Here is a 22,358-nt window from a genome sequence, read left to right on the forward strand (position 1 = left end):
AAATTTCGTAGTTAACATACTGGGTATGGTAAAATTAGAATTAATAGGTGGTGGATTTGATTTGGAAAACAAATATGAGCATGTTTATCGTGAAATTAAAGCGAAAATTGTCGCGGGTGAATATGAAGTAAACGATAAATTAATGACTGAATCACAGTTAATGTCGATTTACGAATCTAGTCGTTATGCGGTTCGTAAAGCAATTGGTGATTTAGAGAATGCAGGGTATGTCTACCGAATACAAGGTGGCGGTATCTTCGTTAATGATTGGCATACTGTAAAAAAAGTGACACAAAATAATAAAATAATTGGTGTCATGACGACACATATTGCTGATTATATTTTTCCAAATATTATCACTGGAATAGATCGTATTATTTCTGAAGAGGGATATACAATCATGCTAAGTAATACGCTTGATAATGCTGAAAAAGAACGATATAGCCTTTTAAGAATGCTTGAAATGAATTTATCTGGACTAATCGTAGAACCAACACAAAGCGCATTAATAAATAAAAATAAGGATTTATACGAAAAGATAGTGGCGCAAAAAATACCAGTCCTTTTTATTAATGCACATTATGAAAACTTGGAAATTCCATACTTAGAGTTAAATGATTTTAATGGTAGTGAGGTTGCTACAGAGCATTTGATAAATGAAGGACATGGAAAAATACTTGGTATTTTTAAAGTGGATGATAAACAAGGTCAGTTAAGAATGAATGGATTCGTGCAAGCTTATATGGAACATTCAGCTATTTCATACCAAAGTGAGATATTGATGTACCAATCTGCTGATTCAATGCAAAATATCTATAAAAAAATTGAAAAGATTCTGCATAGATCGGATCATCCAACCGCGATTGTTTGTTACAATGACCAGCTTGCCATTAAATTAATAGATATTGTTAAGTCGATGGGAATGAAAATTCCTGAAGATATCTCAATTGTTGGTTTTGATGATTATCAATTATCAAAATATATGTCACCTAAATTAACAACAATTAGACATCCAAAGGAAAAAATGGGCCGAGAAGCTGCGACGATGTTATTAAAAATGATTAATTCTAAAACAATGTCGGCGAAATCTGTCGTATATGATGCAAAGCTAATCATTCGAGAAAGCGTTAAAAATAGGAATTAAAGCATGATAAGTATTACTCAAATTTGAGTAATACTTATTTTTTTGAAATTCATTCGAACAAATAAAAATAACTATTGATTTGTTCGAATGAATGTGAGAAAATGACCTTGTTGATAAATGCAAACGTTTTCAGAAAACGGTTGCTGTAGGTTTTTCGGTTGGTCGTACCAATCGGACAATAAAATTTGGAGGTGTCATATGCAAAAAGAAAAGAAAATATCTAGTAAGTTTATTTACTTTTTTGGGTCATTCGGAGGAATTTTGTTCGGATACGATATCGGGGTTATGACGGGGGCTTTACCATTCTTGCAAAAAGATTGGGCTCTTCAAAATAGTGCCGGAACCGTTGGTTGGATTACTTCAGGAGTTATGTTCGGTGCCATCTTTGGTGGCGCGTTAGCCGGTAAGCTTTCAGATAAGCTAGGTCGACGTAAAATGATTTTGATGTCAGCTATTATTTTCGTTATTGGTTCATTACTCGCATCATTCTCACCAAATAATGGCCAAATGTATTTAATTATTGTTCGTATTTTCCTTGGACTAGCAGTTGGTGCTTCATCAGCATTAGTACCAGCATACATGTCAGAAATGTCTCCGGCTAAATTACGAGGACGACTATCAGGAATTAATCAAACAATGATTGTTTCCGGAATGTTACTTTCATATATTATGGATTTTCTATTAAAAGATTTACCTGAAGCATGGGCATGGCGCGTTATGCTTGGCTTAGCAGCAGTACCAGCTGTTGTTTTATACTTTGGGGTTTCACGTTTACCAGAATCACCTCGTTTCTTAGTTAAAACAAATAAAGTTGATGAAGCTCGCCAAGTATTAACTTGGATTCGTCCAGCTAATGAAGTTGAACAAGAATTAGCTGATATTCAAACTACTGCGGGTGAAGAAAATCATATTGAAAAAACATCAATGGTTCAATTATTCACAGGTAAATATCGTTACTTAGTTATGGCCGGTGTTGGTGTTGCTGCATTCCAACAATTCCAAGGGGCTAACGCAATCTTCTATTACATTCCTTTAATTGTTGAAAAAGCAACTGGGAATGAAGCAAGTTCAGCACTAATGTGGCCAATTATTCAAGGGATTATCCTTGTCTTAGGTTCACTCTTATTCTTAGTTATTGCAGATAAATTTAAACGTAGAACACTTTTAATTCTTGGCGGTTTAGTAATGGGACTATCATTTATCTTACCTACAATCATTAACATGGTTGTACCAAATACGAGTCCTATGATGATTGTTGTTTTCTTATGTATCTACGTTGCATTCTACTCATTTACATGGGCTCCACTTACATGGGTATTAGTTGGTGAATTATTCCCATTAGCTGTTCGTGGAAGTGCTTCAGGAATTGCATCTTCAGCTAACTGGATTGGATCATTCTTAGTAGGACTATTATTCCCTATTATGACAGCTTCAATGCCACAAGATGCTGTGTTCGCAATCTTCGGAATCATTTGTTTATTAGGTGTTCTATTCATTCGTTTCTTCGTTCCAGAAACACGTGGTCGCTCATTAGAAGAAATTGAAAAAGAAGGTACAAGAAATTAAGTAACCTATACGTTAGGAGTGTAATTGATATGGATTTAGTAAAAACATCTCAAGCAATAAAAAATGGTCAAGTTTCACTTGGAATTGAATTAGGCTCAACACGTATCAAAGCAGTTTTAGTTACGGACGATTTTAAGACAATTGCAACAGGGAGCTTCAATTGGGAAAACCAATTGGAGGATGGTCTTTGGACTTATTCTCTTGAACAAGTTTGGACGGGGATTCAAGCTAGTTATAGACAAATGGCTGCAAATGTTCAAAGCAAATACCATGAATCATTAACAAAAATAGATTCAATTGGTATCAGTGCTATGATGCATGGTTACCTTGTCTTTTCGAAATCTGATGATTTATTAGTTCCCTTTAGAACATGGAGAAATAATAATACAGAACAATCAGCTGATGAATTAACAGAGTTGTTAAACTTCAATATTCCACAACGTTGGAGTATTGCACATCTTTATCAAGCTGTTTTAAATAATGAAGCCCATGTAAATGACATTGGTCATTTAGAAACATTAGCTAGTTATGTTCATTATATGTTATCTGGTAAAAAAGTTATCGGAATTGGGGATGCCTCTGGTATTTTCCCAATTGATGAAAAAACAGGCACATACTCAGCTGATTTATTAGATAAATTCAGTGGTATTGAAAAAGTTTCTGCTTATGATTGGGATATTAAAGACATCCTACCTACTGTTTTGAGAGCTGGTGAAAATGCTGGATCATTAACAGATACAGGAGCTAAATTACTTGATGTTAGTGGCAAACTTGAAAGTGGTAGCTTGATGGCACCACCTGAAGGTGACGCAGGTACAGGGATGGTTGGGACCAACAGTGTACGTAAGAGAACAGGTAATATCTCAGTTGGAACCTCTGCTTTTTCTATGACTGTTTTAGATCAGCCTATGAAAAAAGTGTACAAAGATATTGATATTGTAACAACACCAAGTGGTGCGCCAGTTGCAATGGTTCATGTTAATAATAGTTCGTCAGATATTAATGCATGGGCTTCAATCTTTGGCGAGTTCGCAGCAAAACTAGGTGTTCATTTAACACCAGATCAGTTGTATGAACGATTATTCTTAGAATCAACTCATGCTGATGCCGATGCAGGTGGATTAATGAATTATAGTTACTTATCAGGTGAAAATATTACACATATGCCTGAAGGTCGTCCATTATTTGTTCGAACACCTAACAGTAACTTTACATTACCTAACTTCATCAAGACGCAATTATATGCGGCATTTGCACCACTTAAGATTGGAATGGATATTTTAAGTCAAGAAGAACATATCCAAACTGATGTAATGATTGCTCAAGGTGGTATTTTAAAAACAGCTGTAATCGGACAACAAGTATTAGCTAATACGTTGAATATTCCAATTACGGTTATGAATACTGCTGGTGAGGGTGGACCTTGGGGAATGGCTGTCTTAGCAATATTTGCTAAGAAAAATAATAACGGTCAAAGCTTAGAAGACTTCTTAGATCATGAAGTTTTTGTAGACCCAGAAAGTATGACGTTAAGCCCAGAACCTGAAGGTGTAGAAGGTTACAATACATTTATAGCTAGATACGAAGCTGGCTTGTCTATTGAGTCAGAGGCAATAAAAAAAATTAAGGAAGAAAAGAGGAACTAGTATATATGTTAGAAAAGCTAAAACAAGAAGTGTACGATGCTAACATGCTGTTACCTAAGTACAACTTAATTACCTTTACATGGGGTAACGTGAGTGGAATCGATCGTGAAAAAGGGTTATTCGTCATCAAACCATCTGGTGTTGATTACGATGATTTAAAACCTGAAGATATGGTTGTTGTTGATTTAGACGGTAAGAAAATTGAGGGTGATATGAATCCCTCAAGCGATACAGAAACGCATCGCATTCTATACAATAACTTCCCTAATATTAAAGGTGTCGTTCATACTCACTCACCTTGGGCTGTTTCATTCGCACAAGCAGGCTTGGATATTCCAGCAGCCGGTACAACACATGCAGATACCTTTTATGGCTCAGTTCCAGCAAGCCGTATCATGAATGAAGCTGAAGTTGTCACAGAATATGAAAAACAAACAGGTGACGTGATTGTCGAAACGTTCAAAAAACGTGGACTCGATCCTGATCAAATTCCAGCTGTTTTGGTTAATGATCATGGTCCATTTACATGGGGTACATCTGCTTTAGATGCTGTGCATAATGCTGTTGTCTTAGAAGAAGTTGCAAAGATGACTTATCATACATTGCAATTGAATCCACATGCAATTGACATGCCACAATACTTATTGGATAAGCATTTCCTAAGAAAACATGGTAAAAATGCATATTATGGTCAAATTAAACACTAAAACACGTTTTTAAAAATAATAAACTATTAGGAGGAATTATATTATGTTAAAAGTTAGTGAAAAAGAATTTTGGTTCGTTGTCGGTAGTCAAGGTTTATACGGTCAAGATGTTTTAGACGTTGTTCAAGGTGATGCAGAAAAAATTATTGATAATTTAAATGCTAGTGGTTCACTACCATACAAAATTGTCTTTAAAGAAGTTGCAACAACTGCTGAAGTTATTACTAACATCATGAAAGAAGCTAACTTTGAAGACAAAGTTGCTGGTGTGATTACTTGGATGCATACTTTCTCACCTGCTAAAAACTGGATTCGTGGAACAAAATTATTACAAAAACCATTGCTACATTTAGCAACACAATTTGGTGAAAATATTCCTTGGTCAACAATTGATATGGATTACATGAACACAAACCAAAGTGCTCATGGAGACCGTGAATACGGCTTTATCAATGCTCGTCTTCAAAAACATAATAAAGTTGTTGTTGGTTACTGGAAAGATGAAGCAGTTCAATCACAAATTGCTGACTGGATGGATGTTGCTGTTGCTTACGGTGAAAGTTTCAACATTAAAGTTGCTCGTTTTGGCGATAACATGCGTAATGTTGCCGTTACAGATGGTGATAAAGTTGAAGCACAAATCAAATTTGGTTGGACTGTAGATTACTTTGGTATTGGTGATTTAGTTGCTGAAATGAAAGAAGTAACTGACGCTGAAATTAATGCAACATATAAAGAATGTGAAAGTATGTACGATATGGTTGTTGGCGACAACGATCCTGCCTTCTACGAAGACCATGTTAAAGAACAAATTAGAATTGAAATTGCTTTACGTAAATTTATGGAACGTGGTGGCTACAATGCATTCACATCTAACTTCGAAGATCTTTGGGGCATGAAACAATTACCAGGTATGGCTGTTCAACGTTTAAACGCTGAAGGTTATGGTTTCGCTGGTGAAGGTGACTGGAAGACTGCTGCAATCGACCGTTTGATGAAGGTTCTTGCACATAATAAAGCTACTGGATTTATGGAAGATTACACGTATGATTTACGTGCGGGTCATGAAGTAACTCTTGGTTCACATATGTTAGAAGTTGATCCTACATTAGCTTCAACAAAACCACGCGTGGAAGTACATCCATTAGGTATTGGTGACCGCGAAGATCCAGCTCGTTTGATCTTTGATGGTTCAAATGGTAAAGGTGTCGTTGTTTCAATGTCTGACTTTGGTACTGAATACAAATTATTAATTAACTCTGTTGAAGGTCAAAAACCAGAAGTTGAAGCTCCTAACTTGCCAGTAGCTCGTCAATTATGGATTCCAGAACCAAGTTTTAAAGAAGGCGTTCATTCATGGATTGAAAATGGTGGTGGTCATCATACTGTTCTTTCAATGAACGTGAAGGAACAACAAGTTGTTGATCTTGCTAAGATGTTTGATCTTGAATATGTTGAAATTAAAAAATAATTAATATTTTAAAGGATATCGCTGTTAAAGCGATATCCTTTTTTTGTGTAAGAAGAGTAATCAAATATGATTTATATCAAATAAAATCGGTGCTTACGAAAATAAAGATTCGTAAGCACCGATTTAGATTTCTAATGATAATAATTGAGAATTTTATCTGCATCTGAAAAAATAATCTCAGACTTTCGTGTTATAGATTTCCATCCACAATTTGTTCTAAAGTTGTTTTTGAAGGGATAAAGAATAAATTACCGGTTTCAGCGGTACTGAAATCTAATAATCGATCACTTTTACTTTCGAACATATTAATGAGCATTCGATTAGTTACTGCAAAATGACGTGCGTAACCAATGAAGTATGTCCCTGTAATGTCTTTCCCAGGTTCTGAGAAGGGAACGTTCATACGGACAATTTTATGCTCAATGCCATCTTTCATATCTTGTGAAGCAACGTTATGAGAATTTGGTAATTTTTCTTCGTCAGTTAATTCTAAATCAGAATCTTTCTTCCGACCAATTGCTTTTTCTTGGTCTTCAGTCTTTAAGGCATTCCAAGCGGCCATATTATGGATATACTTTTGAGCAAAAGCATAAGAACCGTTTGTAAAATCAGGATCTTCGCCCCCAATAACGGCGTAATCGAGTGCTTCATTAACATCTGGGTTTTCAGTACCATCAATGAAACCAATAACGGCGCGGCCTTCAAAATAACGGAAGCCGTGTGTTTCATCTTCTACAGTTGTGACATCCTTAATGAAAAGCATAAATTGCGCCATAACTTCATAGACAACAGCACTTTCACCAGCGCGAACATGAAAGAATAAATCGCCAGGAGTTGAAATGGCAGTGTATTTAGGCCCAACAATTTCTTTAAAATGGGTAAGTTCAACAGGTTTGATAGCATCAGGGAAAAGATAATCCCAAGCATCAGAGCCAAAACCAAAGGCAACTTTTAAGTTAGCTTTTGGATAACGAACGTTCATACTACGGATGATGGCCGGAATACGGTCAGATAGCTCTTGAACTGCTTCTAATTCAACTTTTTGATCTTTGTGATTTAAGTTTAGAATGGTGAAATTAACAGCTTCACCTAAATCTTTATAAACATCTTGTGTTAACTTTTCGTTTACTGACATAATAAATGCTCCTTAGACTTTTAATTTCCTTTAACGATTATAACCATTTTACCTGCATTATGTGGTGAATTTAATTGTTTATGGGTTTCAATAATATCGGTTAAATTAAAGTGATATTTTTTTGCTATTTTAATTTCTAATTCATCTTGCATCATTAAATCTGTTAAGAAAGTTAGCGTGTCACTATCTTTTAACTCTTTAACATTCTCAACAAGGTAGTAATCTGCGAGTGGCTTTGATGCTTGAACAGAGTCGGTTGGAACGCTAACTAACGATACCATTCTGCCGTTTGTCTTCAATGCTTTGACGCCTACCTCACTGCCAAGACCGCCAGGAGTTGCATCAACAACAATGTCAGCCATATCTTTAAAAGTTTCGGCGGGATTTTCTTTATCGTAGGCGCTATAATGATCTGCACCTAGTCGACGAACATAGGGTTCGTTGGTGCTTGAACCACTAGCGAGAACAGTTAATTCCATCAATTTAGCAAGTTGCACTAAAATCGATCCGACACTTCCAGAAGCGCCTTCAATAAAGATGGTTTCACCAGCCCTTGCTTTTGCAAAAAAGTTCAAAATATTGTATGCCGCTATACCAGGTGTTGGTAGCCCAGCAGCTTCAGCAATCGTCATATTATCAGGTCGCTTAGCAATATGTGATGTAAAGACGACAAGTTCTTCTGCGTAGCCACCGAAAGCCTTATGAACAACAACAGCATCACCGATATTAAAATGAGTAACTTCATCGCCAATTTCAGTAATAATACCCGTTACGTCACCTCCAGGTACAATTGGAAATGGTAAAGGCATAACGTCTTTCATATAACCGGCACGTAAAATTGCATCAAATGGGTTAATGCCAATCGCTTCGATTGAAACCCTAACCTGTTTTGATTTAAGCGCTACTTCTGGATTAACTTTTAATTCCTCAAATACGGTTGCGTCACCATATTGGTTAAAGCCAAATGCTTTCATAAGTATAACCTCCCTAGATTAAAATCATATTGGTACTAGTCCCAATATACCATAATTTTAAGAAAAGGTTTACAAAACGAGGGAGAATAACAAATTTTGTAACAATGTATTTTGCGCAATCTAATTGACAACGTATTTTTGAAGATGTATAATATCCATATTGGTAAATGATAGCGTTTTCATAAATAATTAAAAAGAAAGAATGTGAGTTATTTGGAAAAATATATTTTATCTATTGATGAAGGAACGACAAGTACAAGAGCAATTATATTTAATCACAAAGGTCAGAAAGTTTCTGATGCACAACGCGAATTTCCACAATATTTTCCTCAACCTGGCTGGGTTGAGCACAATGCAAATGAGATATGGAACGCAGTATTATCGACAATCGCAAATACATTTATCGATTCCGGGATTAAACCTAAGCAAATAGCAGGAGTTGGGATTACCAACCAACGTGAAACAACTGTTATCTGGGATAAGAAAACGGGATTACCCATCTACAACGCAATTGTTTGGCAATCACGTCAAACGGCAGAAATTGCGGAACAATTAAAACAAGATGGCTATGATGAATTAATTCATGAAAAGACAGGATTACTGATAGATGCCTACTTCTCAGCAACTAAAATTCGTTGGATTTTAGATCATGTTGATGGCGCCCAAGAAAGAGCCGAAAAAGGCGAATTACTTTTTGGAACTATTGATACTTGGTTAACATGGAAATTATCAGGTGACGAAACACATGTAACTGATTATTCTAATGCTAGTCGGACAATGTTATTTAACATTCATGATTTGAAGTGGGATGAAGAAATTCTAAAAATTATGAATATTCCAGCAGTTATGTTACCAGAAGTTAAATCAAATTCTGAAGTTTACGGACATACGAAAGATTATCATTTTTATGGTAGTGAAGTGCCAATTTCAGGAATGGCTGGAGATCAACAAGCTGCTTTGTTTGGTCAAATGGCATTTGAACCAGGAATGGTTAAGAATACTTATGGAACAGGTTCATTTATTGTCATGAATACAGGGACAGAACCTAAATTATCTAAAAATAATTTATTAACGACAATTGGTTATGGGATTAATGGTAAAGTTTATTACGCTTTGGAAGGTAGTATCTTCGTTGCTGGTTCAGCAATTCAATGGTTAAGAGACGGGATGCGCTTGGTGGAACATGCACCAGACACAGAACAAGCAGCTAAAGAATCGACGAATGATAATGAAGTTTATGTTGTACCTGCCTTTACAGGATTGGGAGCACCTTATTGGGATCCTGATGCACGAGGTTCAGTCTTTGGAATTACTCGTGGAACAACACGTGAAGATTTCATTAAAGCAACGTTACAATCATTGGCTTACCAAACTAGAGATGTTGTGAAAACAATGGAACTAGATACGGGAATTAAAATTCCGTTACTAAAAGTTGATGGTGGTGCAGCTAAGAATGATTATCTGATGAATTTCCAAGCAGATATTTTAAATACACCTATCGAACGTGCTCATGACCTTGAGACAACTGCTTTAGGAGCAGCCTTCTTAGCTGGATTAGCCGTTGGTTATTGGAAAGACCTAGAAGAACTCAAAGCTGAGTATACTGAAGGGGATATTTTTAAACCAACAATGCCTGTGGAAGAAAGCGAAGATCTATACGCAGGTTGGCAACAAGCGGTTGAAGCAACTCGAGTATTTAAACATAAACCAATGAAGAAAAACAATAAATAAGGGGGATACAACTATGTCATTTTCAGCAACATCAAGAAAACAAGATATCGAACGATTAAAGAATGAAGAATTGGATTTATTAACAATTGGTGGTGGTATCACCGGTGCCGGCGTTGCTATTCAAGCAAGTGCTATGGGTTTAAATAACGGATTAATTGAAATGCAAGATTTCGCTGAAGGAACATCATCGCGTTCAACAAAATTAGTTCATGGTGGTATTCGTTACTTGAAGACATTCGACGTCGGAGTTGTTTCTGATACTGTTCAAGAACGTGCAGTGGTTCAACATATTGCACCACATATTCCACGTCCACAATCAATGTTATTGCCTATTTATGATGAACCCGGCGCAACTTTTGATATGTTCTCAGTAAAAGTTGCAATGAATTTATATGATCAATTGGCAGGTGTTGTTGATCCTCAATGGGTTAACTACACAATTTCTAAAGCAGAAGTTTTACAACGCGAACCACAATTAAAATCTGATAAATTAATGGGTGGCGGTGTCTACCTTGATTTTAAGAATAATGATTCACGTTTAGTTATTGAAAATATCAAAAAAGCACATGAAGATGGCGGCTTGATGGTTAGTCGTATCAAGGCTTTAGACTTATTGCATGCTGACGGTAAAATTACTGGTGTTCATGTATTAGATTTAATTAGTGGCGAAGAATTTGATATTCATGCTAAATATGTTATTAATACAACGGGTCCATGGTCTGATTTTATCCGTAAAATGGATACTGATGAAGATTTTGTACCACAAATGCGCCCAACAAAAGGTGTTCATTTAGTTGTTGATTCTAAAAAATTAAATGTACCACAACCAACATACTTTGATTCTGGAAAACAAGATGGTCGTATGATCTTCGTTGTGCCAAGAGAAGATAAAACATATTTTGGAACAACAGATACTGATTTCCATGGTGATTTTGAACATCCTCGTGTTGAACAAGAAGATGCTGATTACTTACTTGATATTATTAACGAACGTTTCCCAACAGCTAATGTCAAAATTAGTGATATTGAATCAAGTTGGGCTGGATTACGTCCATTGATTTCATCAAACGGAAGTTCAGATTACAATGGTGGAAACTCAGGTAAAATTAGTGAGAAGAGTTTCAATGATGTTATTAACGTTATTGAACGTTTTGAAAAAGATGAAGTAACTAAAACAGATGTTGAAGATGTCTTGAATGATTTGGAAAGTACACTTTCTGAAGATAAGACAAGTGCATCACAAGTTTCACGTGGAAGTTCATTGACTATTTCAAAAGATGGCTTATTAACATTAGCTGGTGGTAAAATTACAGATTACCGTAAGATGGCTGCCGGTGCCATGGCTGCAATTACAAAATTATTGAAAGATAATTATAGTCAAGAATTCAATGCGATTGATTCTAAAAACTTACCTGTTTCAGGTGGTGATATTGATCCTAACAACGTTGAAGCAACAATTAGTTTCTTCGCAAAACAAGGAATGGACAATGGGTTGACTGAAGAAGAAGCTACAGTATTTGCTAACTTATTTGGTTCAAATGCAGCACGTGTATTTAGTCAAATGACTCACGTTAAAGCAGCAGAAGGACTTTCTTTAGGTGAAACAGCTAGTCTTCACTATTCAATGGAAGAAGAAATGACGTTAACACCAACTGATTACTTAATGCGTCGTACTAACCATATTCTTTTCCATCGCGATACATTAGATGCTGTTAAAGTTGGCGTAATTAACGAAATGGCAAGTTACTATAGCTGGACTAAAGAAGAAAAAGCAAAACAAACTGCAGATTTAGATGCAACAATTGCAGAATCAGATATGAATTACTTAAAATAACCATCAAAAATAGGGGTGAGTGTGATGACAACAAGTCTTATGACGCAACTTTTGGGTGAATTTTTAGGCACAATGATTTTAGTATTATTAGGTAATGGGGTTGTTGCTGGTGTTTCGTTACGTAAGTCAAAAGCTGAAGGTGCTGGTTGGATTGCAATCACATTAGGTTGGGGAATTGCCGTAACCTTGGGTGTCTATGCGTCAGCCTTTATGGGACCAGGACATTTGAATCCAGCTGTAACTTTGGCAATGGCAATTGTTGGTAAGATTGCTTGGTCTTCTGTATTACCATATATGGTTGTCCAGGTTGCTGGTGGTATCGTTGGTGCTTTTCTGGTATGGGTTCAATACATGCCACATTGGAAAGAGACGAAAGATTCTGATGCAATATTTGGATCATTCGCAACTGCTCCTGCAATAAAAAGTAATCTATATAACTTTTTAAGTGAATTAATTGGGACATTTGTCTTAATCTTTAGTTTGCTAGCATTCACAAAAGGTAACTTTACAGATGGTTTAACACCAGTCGTTGTTGGTATCTTAATTGTTGGTATTGGTCTTTCACTTGGTGGGACAACTGGTTATGCAATTAATCCGGCCCGTGATTTAGGTCCTCGTATTGCACATGCTATTTTACCAATTGCGAACAAAGGTGGATCAGATTGGTCATATAGTTGGGTACCAATTTTCGGACCATTTGCTGGCGCAGTGATTGCCGCAGGGTTATTCTTAGCTGTAGCATAGGTTAAATGTCTGAAATAATTTATTATTAAGTTAAACCTCTATTATTGAATTTTAATTCAATAATAGAGGTTTTTTATAGTAAATTTTAAAGGGTATTTTTATTGTATATTGATAAATTATGCGATATAATAATTTTTCAATCGTATTTATACGAATAGATTAAGCATAATAAAGGATGTGTAACAGTGACTGTATCTTACTTAAGACTGGCAACGCCAGAAGACTTACCAGCAATTACAGGAATTATTGAGGAAGCAAAAGCTTACCTTAAAGAACAGGGAATTGACCAATGGCAAGGTGCTTACCCGGCGGCGAACCATTTAGAACAAGATATTAAAGATCAATTGACTTATGTCTTAATGGTTGGAGATGAAATCGCAGGAACTGCTGCACTTTGGCTAGGAATAGATCCTATGTATCTTAACATTGAAGATGGCGAATGGATTAATGGCCCACAAGCACGTTATTCGGCTATTCATCGAGTTGCTGTTTCTTCAAAATTTAGAGGTCAACGTTTATCAGAAAAAATGATTTCAGGCTTATTAACAATTGCGAGATCATTGGGTTACAAAGATGTTCGCGTTGATACACATCCTGAAAATAAAGGGATGCAACATGTCATTACCTCAAATGGATTTGATTATAAAGGTATCATTCATATGGAAGATGGCGTTAACTCAGCACGATATGCTTACCAAATTATTTTAAAATAAAACGTTTAAGACAGCGAATGATATCGCTGTCTTTTTTTGTGAAAAAAGTAACAATTTGAATTTTGATAAGGTATACTAGTATCAATATGAAGGAGGGATTTTTTTGATTTCAACAGCAACGACTTTAGCGGGTTCAAATTTTGATAATTGTATGATGAATGCATCGGGTGTTTATTGTATGGATAGCGACGAATTACTTGCCGTCGAAAGTTCTAAGGCGGCAACTTTTGTAACGAAGAGTGGCACGCTTCAACCACGTAAGGGTAATCCAGAACCTCGTTATTTTGAAACAGAATTCGGTAGTATTAATTCAATGGGCTTACCAAATAATGGCGTTGATTACTATTTAGATTTTGTCTCTCAAAATCAGATAAACCATCCTGGTAAAACATACTTTTTATCAATTACGGGTTTTAATCTAGCGGAAGATCTCGAGTTACTTCAAAAAGTAACAGATTCAGATTTTGCAGGAATTGTTGAATTAAATTTATCTTGTCCTAATGTACCAGGAAAGCCCCAAACGGGTTATGACTTTGAAACAGTTGATGCGATATTAAAAGCTGTTTTTAATAGTTATCACAAACCGTTAGGAGTTAAATTACCACCGTACTTTGATATTATTCATTTTGATCAAATGGCTGCTATTTTAAATAAATATCCATTGTCTTATGTCAATAGTATCAATAGTATTGGGAATGGACTATATATTAATGATGATACAGAAACGGTCGTTATTAAACCCAAGCAAGGTTTTGGTGGTATTGGCGGCGAATATGTTAAGCCGACTGCTTTAGCTAATGTACATGCGTTCTATCAACGATTAAATAAGAATATTCAAGTAATCGGAACTGGTGGCATTCAAACTGGTAAAGATGTTTTTGAACATATTCTATGTGGAGCAAGTATGGTGCAAGTTGGAACAGCGTTGATGGTTGAAGGACCCGCTGTTTTTGAACGACTAACAACTGAGCTAGAAGAAATTATGGCAGAAAAAGGGTACCAAAGTATTGAAGATTTTAGAGGAAAATTGAATTATTTATAGGGATGAGATAGGGAAAATTATACCAACTTTATACGAAGGTATATGGGCAAACAGCTGAAATTAGTCATGGACTAATGGACTATAGACGTAACGATATTTAGCTTTAAATGGAATGAGATAATTTACCTAATTAAATGGTGAATTATCTCATTTTTAATTAATAGAATAGTGTTAGTAGTAGTTAATATTTATAGATAAAAAAATATTAGTAGTTATGTGTGCAAACGCTTGCACAATGCTTTATTCAGTGCTATTATTTAGACAAGATAAGTTGGGTGCAACATAAAAGGGGAGTTTAATATGACAGATTACATTACAAGCGATTTAGAAAAAGATATTACCGTTATTAATGCTTTTGATTTAGAAAAAGATGCAGAAAAGATTATTCCAAAGGGTGGATTTGGTTATATCTCTAGTGGAGCTGGAGATTTGTATACTTTAGAAGAAAATATAAAGGCATTTAATCATAAACTAATTAGACCTAGAGTGTTACAAGAAATTGATCATCCCGATACAAAAACAACTATTTTCGGAGATGAAATCACATCGCCTATTATTATGGCACCAGTTGCTGCACATGCATTAGCTCATGTTAAAGGTGAAATTGATAGCGCTAAGGGTGTTTCAGATTATGGTTCAATCTACACAGCAAGTTCATTTGCAACGAAATCATTTAAAGAAATATCAAGTCAAGCTAATGGTCAACCACAATGGTTCCAATTCTATATGAGTAAAGACGATGGTATTAATCGTAATATTATGGATGAAGCAAAAGCTAATGGGGTTAAAGCAATTGTTTTAACTGCTGATGCAACTGTTGGTGGTAATCGTGAAACAGATAAACGTAATGGATTCACTTTCCCACTAGCAATGCCAATTGTTCAAGCTTATCAAAGTGGTGTTGGTCAAACAATGGATGCTGTTTATGGTTCAGCAAAGCAACGCTTAAGTCCAAAAGATGTTGAATTCTTAGCAGAATATTCAGGTTTACCTGTCTTTGTTAAAGGAATCCAAGGTGGAGAAGATGCAAGTGTTGCAATTAATTCAGGTGCTGGTGGCGTCTGGGTTTCAAATCATGGTGGTCGTCAAATTGATGGCGGAATCGCTGCATTTGATGCACTTCAAGAAGTAGCAGAAACTGTTGATAAGCGTGTGCCTGTTGTCTTTGATAGTGGTGTAAGACGTGGAGCTCATGTTTATAAAGCCTTAGCAAGTGGTGCAGACTTAGTTGCAATCGGTCGCCCAGTTGTTTATGGCTTGGCACTTGGTGGTCATAAAGGTGTTCAAAATGTCTTTAATTACTTCCAACATGAATTAGAATTAACAATGCAATTAACTGGAACGCATAATATTGATGAAGTTAAACGTACTAAATTAATCGATAATCCTTACGGAAATTAAAAAAATATAAAAGTTAGTTAGCACTTAAAAACTGTTAGATTGGTTGTTAAAACCTTTTTAACAGTTTTTTTATTTTTGAAAATAGTCAAAACACGAACTTTAAATGTTAATAAATCTACAAAAGTGCGTATTTTGTATTGATTTTTTATTTAATTCGCGTAATATACTGTACATAATATAAAAAATCACAACATAGGGAGATTATATTGCATGAATAATACAGAGGGAAAATCAGGTATTTTTGATCGGTTATTTCATATTAATGAGTCAGGTTCAACGGTTAAACGTGAATCAATGGCTGGATTAACAACTTTCGTATCTATGGCTTATATATTATTCGTTAATCCTCAAGTTTTGGGCGCTGCGGGTATGGACAAAGGAGCTGTGTTTACAGCAACAGCAATATCTGCCGCGTTCGGTTGTTTCTTGATGGCATTCTTAGCTAATTATCCTATCGCAATTGCTCCAGGATTAGGTGACAATGCATTCTTTACTTATTCAGTTGTTATTGGAATGGGTATTCCATGGCAAACGGCAATGGCCGGTGTTGTGGTTGCCTCAATTATCTTTATGCTTATTACGTTCTTTAAAATTCGTGAAATTGTGATAGATGCAATTCCACATGACTTAAAATTAGCAATGGCCGCAGGTATTGGGTTGTTTATCGCTTTTGTTGGATTACAAGAAGGTGGACTTATCATTGGAAACCAATCAACATTGGTCGCGATTGGTTCACTAACGGTGCCAACTACATGGCTGACAATTTTTGGACTCGTTGTGATTGTTATCTTAATGGCTAAAAAAATTCCTGGCTCAATCTTTATTGGAATGGTTGCGACAACTATTTTAGGGTTAGTTATGGGACTTATCAAATTACCAACACATATTATTTCTTCTGTTCCAAGTTTGGCACCAACATTTGGAGTAGGGGTTGAAAATTTACATAAAATTAACTCACTTCAACTTTGGTCTGTTGTTTTAATATTCTTGATGGTAGCCTTTTTCGATACGGCGGGAACTTTAATCGGGTTAGCTACTCAAGCAGGATTTATGAAAAATAATAAAATGCCACGAGTTGGTCGCGCGTTATTATCTGATTCTGCTTCAATGTTAGCCGGATCTGTTCTGGGAACAACACCAACTGCTGCTTATGTTGAATCATCAGCTGGAATTGCAGTTGGGGGAAGAACTGGACTGACATCATTAGTTGTCGGGTTTATGTTCGTTCTAAGTTTATTCTTTTCACCACTTCTGACAGTTGTGACATCACAAGTGACGGCGCCCGTTTTAATCGTTGTTGGTATTTTAATGGCACAATCATTAAAGGGTATTGATTGGGGTCGATTTGAAGTAGCAGTACCAGCATTTTTAATGGTTGTCGGAATGCCTTTAACTTACAACATCTCGTATGGTATTGCCTTTGGTTTCGTATTATACCCAATTACAATGATGGCAGCAGGTCGTAGAAAAGAAATCGGGCCTGTAATGTATATCTTGTTCTTTGTATTCCTATTCTTACTTTACGTATTAAATATTCTTCAATAACATATAAAATTGATGGGTGGATAACTAAATGACACAGACGTTAGCACAGTTAAAAGACTATATTTCTGCAGGTGCAGCAAAAATTCCTGCAGATTTAGTAATCGAAAATGGCAAGTTAGTTAATGTTATGACAAGTGAGATTTATCAAGCAAATGTAGCTATCTATAAAGAGAAAATTGTTGCGATAGGTAATATTGAAGCTTATATCGGCAATGATACGGAACATATAGATGCAACTGGAAAGTATATAACGCCAGGATTAATTGACGGACATATTCACGTTGAATGTAGCAAAATGAGTATGACAAGTTTTGCTAATGCTGTTGTACCTTTTGGAACAACGAGTATTATTTCTGGTTTAGATGAAACAATATCAGTTGCCGGACTAGAAGGTGTTCAAGAAGTTTTTAAAGAGGTAGAAAAATTACCGCTTAATTTATTTTGGGGTGCACCATATAAGACACCATATACAATTCCAAAATCAACAATTGCTTTTAACATCGATTCAGATGTTCAAGAAACAATTCAAAAATGGACAGAATGTTACGGTATCTGGGAAACGGTTAGAGAAGCTGTTGAAACACAAGATGAAGATACGTTAAAAACGTTGGTTCACGCACAAAATAATCACCAACCCATTTTCGGTTGTGCACCAATGGCAACCGGATTGAAATTGAATGAGTATTTAGCAAGTGGTGTTCGCTTAGATCATGAAAGTTATAGTCATGAGGAGCTTGTTGAAAAAGCACGGAATGGGATGAATATTTTAATCAGGGAATCATCCGTTACACATTTCTTGGCAGAAAATATTCGAGCAGTTACTGAAGTTAATCCAGCAATTGCACGACATGTTAGTTTCTGTACAGATGATGTAACTGCATCTGATATTTTACAAAAAGGACATCTTGATAACCTTGTTAAATTAGCTATTCAAGCAGGTGTAGAACCAATTACAGCAATTCAAATGGCAACAATAAATAGTGCTGAAGCTTATCGAATTGATGATCAAGTTGGGTCTGTATCGCCAGGAAGACTTGCTGACATATTGATTGTTGATCAGCCAAGTTCATTTAATGTAGAAATGGTTATTAGTCGGGGCAAAGTTGTTGCCAAAAATAAAAAAATAAGTGAAATGTTGATTGCACCAATCAGAAGTAATTTATTTAAAGGCCAGTTGAAGCATGAGTTAACCTCTGAAAAAGATTTTGAATATAAAGTTAATGAAAAAGTAGGAATGGCAACTGTCCAAACAATTAATAGTCAGGGTGCTTTTGTTCGAAAAAGAAAAGATGTTGAATTAACGATAGAAAATAATATCGTACAACCTAGTCCAGAAAAAGATGTCGCTTTAGTTTCTGTATTAGAACGATTTGGTAAAAATGGAAATCAGGCACTTGGATTTACATCTGGATGGGGCTTGAAAAAAGGGGCAATGGCATCATCTTCTGCACCTGATGATAATAATATTGTCGTTATGGGTGTCAATGCAAATGATATGTCGATTGCTACAAATGAATTAATTAAAGCAGGCGGTGGTCAAATTGTTGTTATTGATGGAAAAATTATTTCATTTTTAGCATTACCTGTGGGTGGTATCATGAGCGACTTATTACCAAGTGAAATTGAAACTGGCGAAATTGCGCTAAGAAAAGGGTCAAATTTAATGGGTAGTGATTTACCTGATCCAATATTTTATATGTCATTTTTACCAATTACGGCAATTCCAGATTTGGCAATTACTGATTTAGGCATGGTAGATTGTGTCGCTTTAGAAATAGTTGATCCAATTATTAAGATATCATCTCTTAAAGGATAAGGAGTTATGATGGAAAAAGAAAATTTAAAGAAGTTAATTGATGTTGCTGCTGGCCGAATTCCTGCTGATTTAGTCTTAACTAATGGCAAAATTATTGATGTTTATAATGCACAGGTAATGACTGGGGATGTCGCAATTGTTGATGGCCTTATTGCTGGAATCGGTGGCCAATATGATGGGGATAAGACGGTTGATGTTCATGGTCAATATATTTCACCAGGATTTATTGATCCACATATTCATATAGAATCTGCCTACGTTGGACCAGAAGAGTTTGGCCGTTTAATAACGCCGCATGGGACAACAACGGTCATGGCAGATCCACATGAAATTGTGAATGTAGCGGGCCTAGTTGGACTCGACTATATGATTAATGCAGCTAAAGAAACAGCCCTTAATATCCAATACATGCTGCCTTCATGCGTTCCAGCAACAAAAATGGAAAATTCTGGAGCGGTTATTTCGGCCAAAGACATGATTAAACCACTCACGAATAATGAGACAAGTGGCTTAGCTGAATTTATGGATTTCCCTGGTGTGATTAATGCTGAGAGTGATATTTTAGATAAATTACTGGTCGCAAAAAATTTAAATAAACGAATTGATGGGCATAGTCCTCAAGTTTATGACAAAGATTTAAATGCCTATATTGCCGCAGGAATTCAAAATGATCATGAATGCTCAACCCTTGAAGAAATGCAAAATCGATTAAGCCGTGGTATGTACGTCTTCCTACGTGAAGGATCTGTCACGCATAATTTAAGAACACTATTAAAAGGTGTCACAACCACTAATTCTAGAAGGGCCATTCTATGTGGAGATGATGTCCAAGCGAAAACAATTATTGAAAAGGGTCATTTAGATAATAGTTTGAAAATTTGTATCGAAGAAGGTATAGATCCTTTAGTTGCCATTCAAATGGCGACACTTAATACCGCTGAGTGTTGTGAGCTTAAAGATAGAGGTGCTATTGCACCTGGACTTAGAGCAGACTTAACAATTATTAGTGATTTAACGGATATGCTAATTTCAAGTGTCTATATTGCTGGTGAAAAAGTTGCTGAAGAGGGAAAATATTTACTAGAAACTAAAAGCTATACAATTGATAGTGTCCAATCGTCAGTCCATTTAGCTAACTTTAGTCAAGAAAAATTAGTTCTGCCTCTAACAAGTAATAGAGTTCATGCAATTGAAGTAATTCCTAACGAAGCAATTACAATAGATAGAGAAATTAATGTTAGTCGTGATGAACTAGGTAATTTTATCTACGATTCAAGTATTCCAGTTTCTAAAATTTCAGTTATTGAACGGCACCATGAAACGGGAAATATTTTCACGGGTGTCTTGAAAGATTACGGTATTAAACATGGGGCAATTGCTATTTCTATTGCACATGATTCACATAATTTAATTACAACAGGAACTAATGATCAAGATATGGCGTTGGCAATTGAGACTTTGAAAGATATTCAAGGTGGGATGGTCCTGACAAAAGATAACAAAGTTTTAATATCAATTCCATTGCCAATTGGCGGATTGATGAGTGACCAATCTGGAGAATGGATATCAGAACAGCTTGAACTATTTAATAAAGTTGCTTATAGAGAGCTCGGCATTAATGATACGGTGGATCCTGTGATGACATTAAGCTTTATGTCGTTAGCGGTGATACCGGAATTGAAAATAACTGATATGGGTTTAATTAATATCAATGAATTTAAATTTGAAGATGTTAGTGTGTAAGTCTGTTAAATCAATGATGAACGGTTGCCTTTATATTAAAATTATTGATAATTAGTTTTATTTAAAAAATGAAAGTTTTATCTGATGATTAAATGTGCTAAAATGTACCTGTATTAAAAAATGCAATACAGACGTATTGTAATTTATCTAGGAGGACTTCAAATGTCATTAGTAAATGGTACAAGTATGTTTAACGCTGCTCGTGAAGGTCATTACGCTGTTGGTGCTTTTAACACAAACAACTTAGAATGGACTCGCGGTATTCTTGCTGCAGCCCAAGAAAAAGGTGTTCCAGTTTTAATCCAAACATCAATGGGTGCTGCAAAATATATGGGTGGATATGAATTAGCTTTACACCTTGTTCAAGACACTATTAAATCAATGGGTATCACTGTTCCCGTTGTTATGCATTTAGATCATGGTGATTTTGAAGCTGCTAAAGAATGTATCGAAGTTGGTTACAACTCAGTTATGTTTGATGGTCATGATTTACCATTTGCAGAAAACTTAGAAAAAACAAAAGAAATCGTTGCTTTAGCACATGCTAAAGGTATCTCAGTTGAAGCAGAAGTTGGTTCAATTGGTGGAGAAGAAGATGGAATTGTCGGAGCTGGTGAATTAGCTGACGTTAACGAAGCTAAAGAACTTGCTGCAACAGGAATCGACTACTTAGCTTGTGGAATTGGTAATATTCATGGCCAATACCCAGCTAACTGGACTGGTTTAAACTTCGATCGCTTAGCTGAATTAGCTGCTGTAATCGAACAACCACTTGTATTACATGGTGGTTCAGGTATTCCTAAAGACCAAATCCAAAAAGCTATTAAAATGGGTGTTTCAAAAATCAACGTTAATACTGAATGTCAATTAGTATTCGCTGCTGCTACTCGTAAATATATTGAAGAAGGTAAAGACCAACAAGGTAAAGGTTATGACCCTCGTAAATTATTTGCACCAGGTACAAAAGCAATCACTGATCTTGTTGAAGATCGTATTGAATGGTTCGGTACAAGCGCAGCTAAATAATTTATTATTTAGTTCTTTCAAAAAGAGTTTTCAAAATCGTTATGATTTTGGAAACTCTTTTTTTGTGTCTTGAGAATTGAATGGTCATGGAATTATTAATAAAAGCTAGTTTAATTGGTT

The 22,358-nt window shown here is 35.7% G+C and carries 17 protein-coding genes; 15 read left to right on the plus strand and 2 right to left on the minus strand.

Annotated features, from left to right (window positions below):
- The first annotated feature begins 25 nt into the window (after window positions 1–25).
- The 5 genes from AC1RPT_RS00810 to araA all read left to right on the plus strand — a co-directional run bounded on the left by AC1RPT_RS00810 (window position 26) and on the right by araA (window position 6,534).
- Window positions 26–1,144 carry a GntR family transcriptional regulator gene (locus AC1RPT_RS00810; RefSeq protein WP_481761010.1) on the plus strand — a complete coding sequence of 373 codons (1,119 nt, stop codon included), beginning with the start codon at window positions 26–28 and terminating at the stop codon, window positions 1,142–1,144.
- Between the two features lie 198 nt (window positions 1,145–1,342).
- Entirely contained in the window at window positions 1,343–2,710 is a 1,368-nt protein-coding gene (locus tag AC1RPT_RS00815; protein ID WP_481761009.1) for a sugar porter family MFS transporter, read from the plus strand.
- Between the two features lie 29 nt (window positions 2,711–2,739).
- The gene (locus tag AC1RPT_RS00820; protein ID WP_481761008.1) at window positions 2,740–4,356 is read left to right on the plus strand and encodes a xylulokinase; all 1,617 of its coding nucleotides are present in this window, start codon (window positions 2,740–2,742) and stop codon (window positions 4,354–4,356) included.
- 5 nt (window positions 4,357–4,361) lie between these two features.
- Window positions 4,362–5,063, plus strand: a complete 702-nt coding sequence (locus AC1RPT_RS00825; protein WP_409021771.1) for an L-ribulose-5-phosphate 4-epimerase — start codon at window positions 4,362–4,364, stop codon at window positions 5,061–5,063.
- Window positions 5,064–5,106: 43 nt separating this feature from the next.
- The gene (araA, locus tag AC1RPT_RS00830; protein ID WP_481761007.1) at window positions 5,107–6,534 is read left to right on the plus strand and encodes an L-arabinose isomerase; all 1,428 of its coding nucleotides are present in this window, start codon (window positions 5,107–5,109) and stop codon (window positions 6,532–6,534) included.
- 190 nt (window positions 6,535–6,724) lie between these two features.
- Here the strand turns inward: araA and AC1RPT_RS00835 are convergent, their stop codons facing one another.
- On the minus strand, window positions 6,725–7,669 hold the full coding sequence (locus tag AC1RPT_RS00835) for a Dyp-type peroxidase (RefSeq protein WP_481761006.1): 945 nt from the start codon (window positions 7,667–7,669) through the stop codon (window positions 6,725–6,727).
- A gap of 20 nt (window positions 7,670–7,689) precedes the next feature.
- Window positions 7,690–8,643, minus strand: a complete 954-nt coding sequence (locus AC1RPT_RS00840; protein WP_481761005.1) for an NADP-dependent oxidoreductase — start codon at window positions 8,641–8,643, stop codon at window positions 7,690–7,692.
- A gap of 213 nt (window positions 8,644–8,856) precedes the next feature.
- On the opposite strand from AC1RPT_RS00840, the gene glpK reads away from it, so the two are divergent.
- The 10 genes from glpK (at window position 8,857) to fba (ending at window position 22,238) form a co-directional block, all read left to right on the plus strand.
- Window positions 8,857–10,374, plus strand: coding sequence for a glycerol kinase GlpK (gene glpK / locus AC1RPT_RS00845; protein WP_481761004.1), 1,518 nt, complete (start codon window positions 8,857–8,859; stop codon window positions 10,372–10,374).
- A 13-nt stretch (window positions 10,375–10,387) separates the two neighbouring features.
- Window positions 10,388–12,208 (plus strand): type 1 glycerol-3-phosphate oxidase, encoded by a 1,821-nt coding sequence (gene glpO, locus AC1RPT_RS00850; protein WP_481761003.1) that lies wholly within the window; start codon window positions 10,388–10,390, stop codon window positions 12,206–12,208.
- Between the two features lie 24 nt (window positions 12,209–12,232).
- Window positions 12,233–12,952, plus strand: a complete 720-nt coding sequence (locus AC1RPT_RS00855; protein ID WP_409022824.1) for an MIP/aquaporin family protein — start codon at window positions 12,233–12,235, stop codon at window positions 12,950–12,952.
- 185 nt (window positions 12,953–13,137) lie between these two features.
- A complete protein-coding gene (locus AC1RPT_RS00860) occupies window positions 13,138–13,665 on the plus strand; it encodes a GNAT family N-acetyltransferase (protein ID WP_409021765.1) in 528 nt (175 codons plus the stop codon).
- A gap of 103 nt (window positions 13,666–13,768) precedes the next feature.
- The gene (locus tag AC1RPT_RS00865) at window positions 13,769–14,707 is read left to right on the plus strand and encodes a dihydroorotate oxidase (RefSeq protein WP_481761002.1); all 939 of its coding nucleotides are present in this window, start codon (window positions 13,769–13,771) and stop codon (window positions 14,705–14,707) included.
- Window positions 14,708–15,007: 300 nt separating this feature from the next.
- On the plus strand, window positions 15,008–16,108 hold the full coding sequence (locus tag AC1RPT_RS00870) for a lactate oxidase (protein ID WP_481761001.1): 1,101 nt from the start codon (window positions 15,008–15,010) through the stop codon (window positions 16,106–16,108).
- Between the two features lie 210 nt (window positions 16,109–16,318).
- A complete protein-coding gene (locus AC1RPT_RS00875) occupies window positions 16,319–17,653 on the plus strand; it encodes an NCS2 family permease (protein ID WP_481761000.1) in 1,335 nt (444 codons plus the stop codon).
- A gap of 28 nt (window positions 17,654–17,681) precedes the next feature.
- A complete protein-coding gene (locus AC1RPT_RS00880) occupies window positions 17,682–19,469 on the plus strand; it encodes an adenine deaminase C-terminal domain-containing protein (RefSeq protein WP_481760999.1) in 1,788 nt (595 codons plus the stop codon).
- Window positions 19,470–19,478: 9 nt separating this feature from the next.
- Window positions 19,479–21,212, plus strand: a complete 1,734-nt coding sequence (gene ade, locus AC1RPT_RS00885; RefSeq protein ID WP_481761144.1) for an adenine deaminase — start codon at window positions 19,479–19,481, stop codon at window positions 21,210–21,212.
- 162 nt (window positions 21,213–21,374) lie between these two features.
- Window positions 21,375–22,238, plus strand: a complete 864-nt coding sequence (gene fba, locus AC1RPT_RS00890; protein ID WP_481760998.1) for a class II fructose-1,6-bisphosphate aldolase — start codon at window positions 21,375–21,377, stop codon at window positions 22,236–22,238.
- The last annotated feature ends 120 nt before the right edge of the window (window positions 22,239–22,358 follow it).

This window comes from Dellaglioa sp. CoH-56-MRSF-11 (assembly GCF_056782135.1).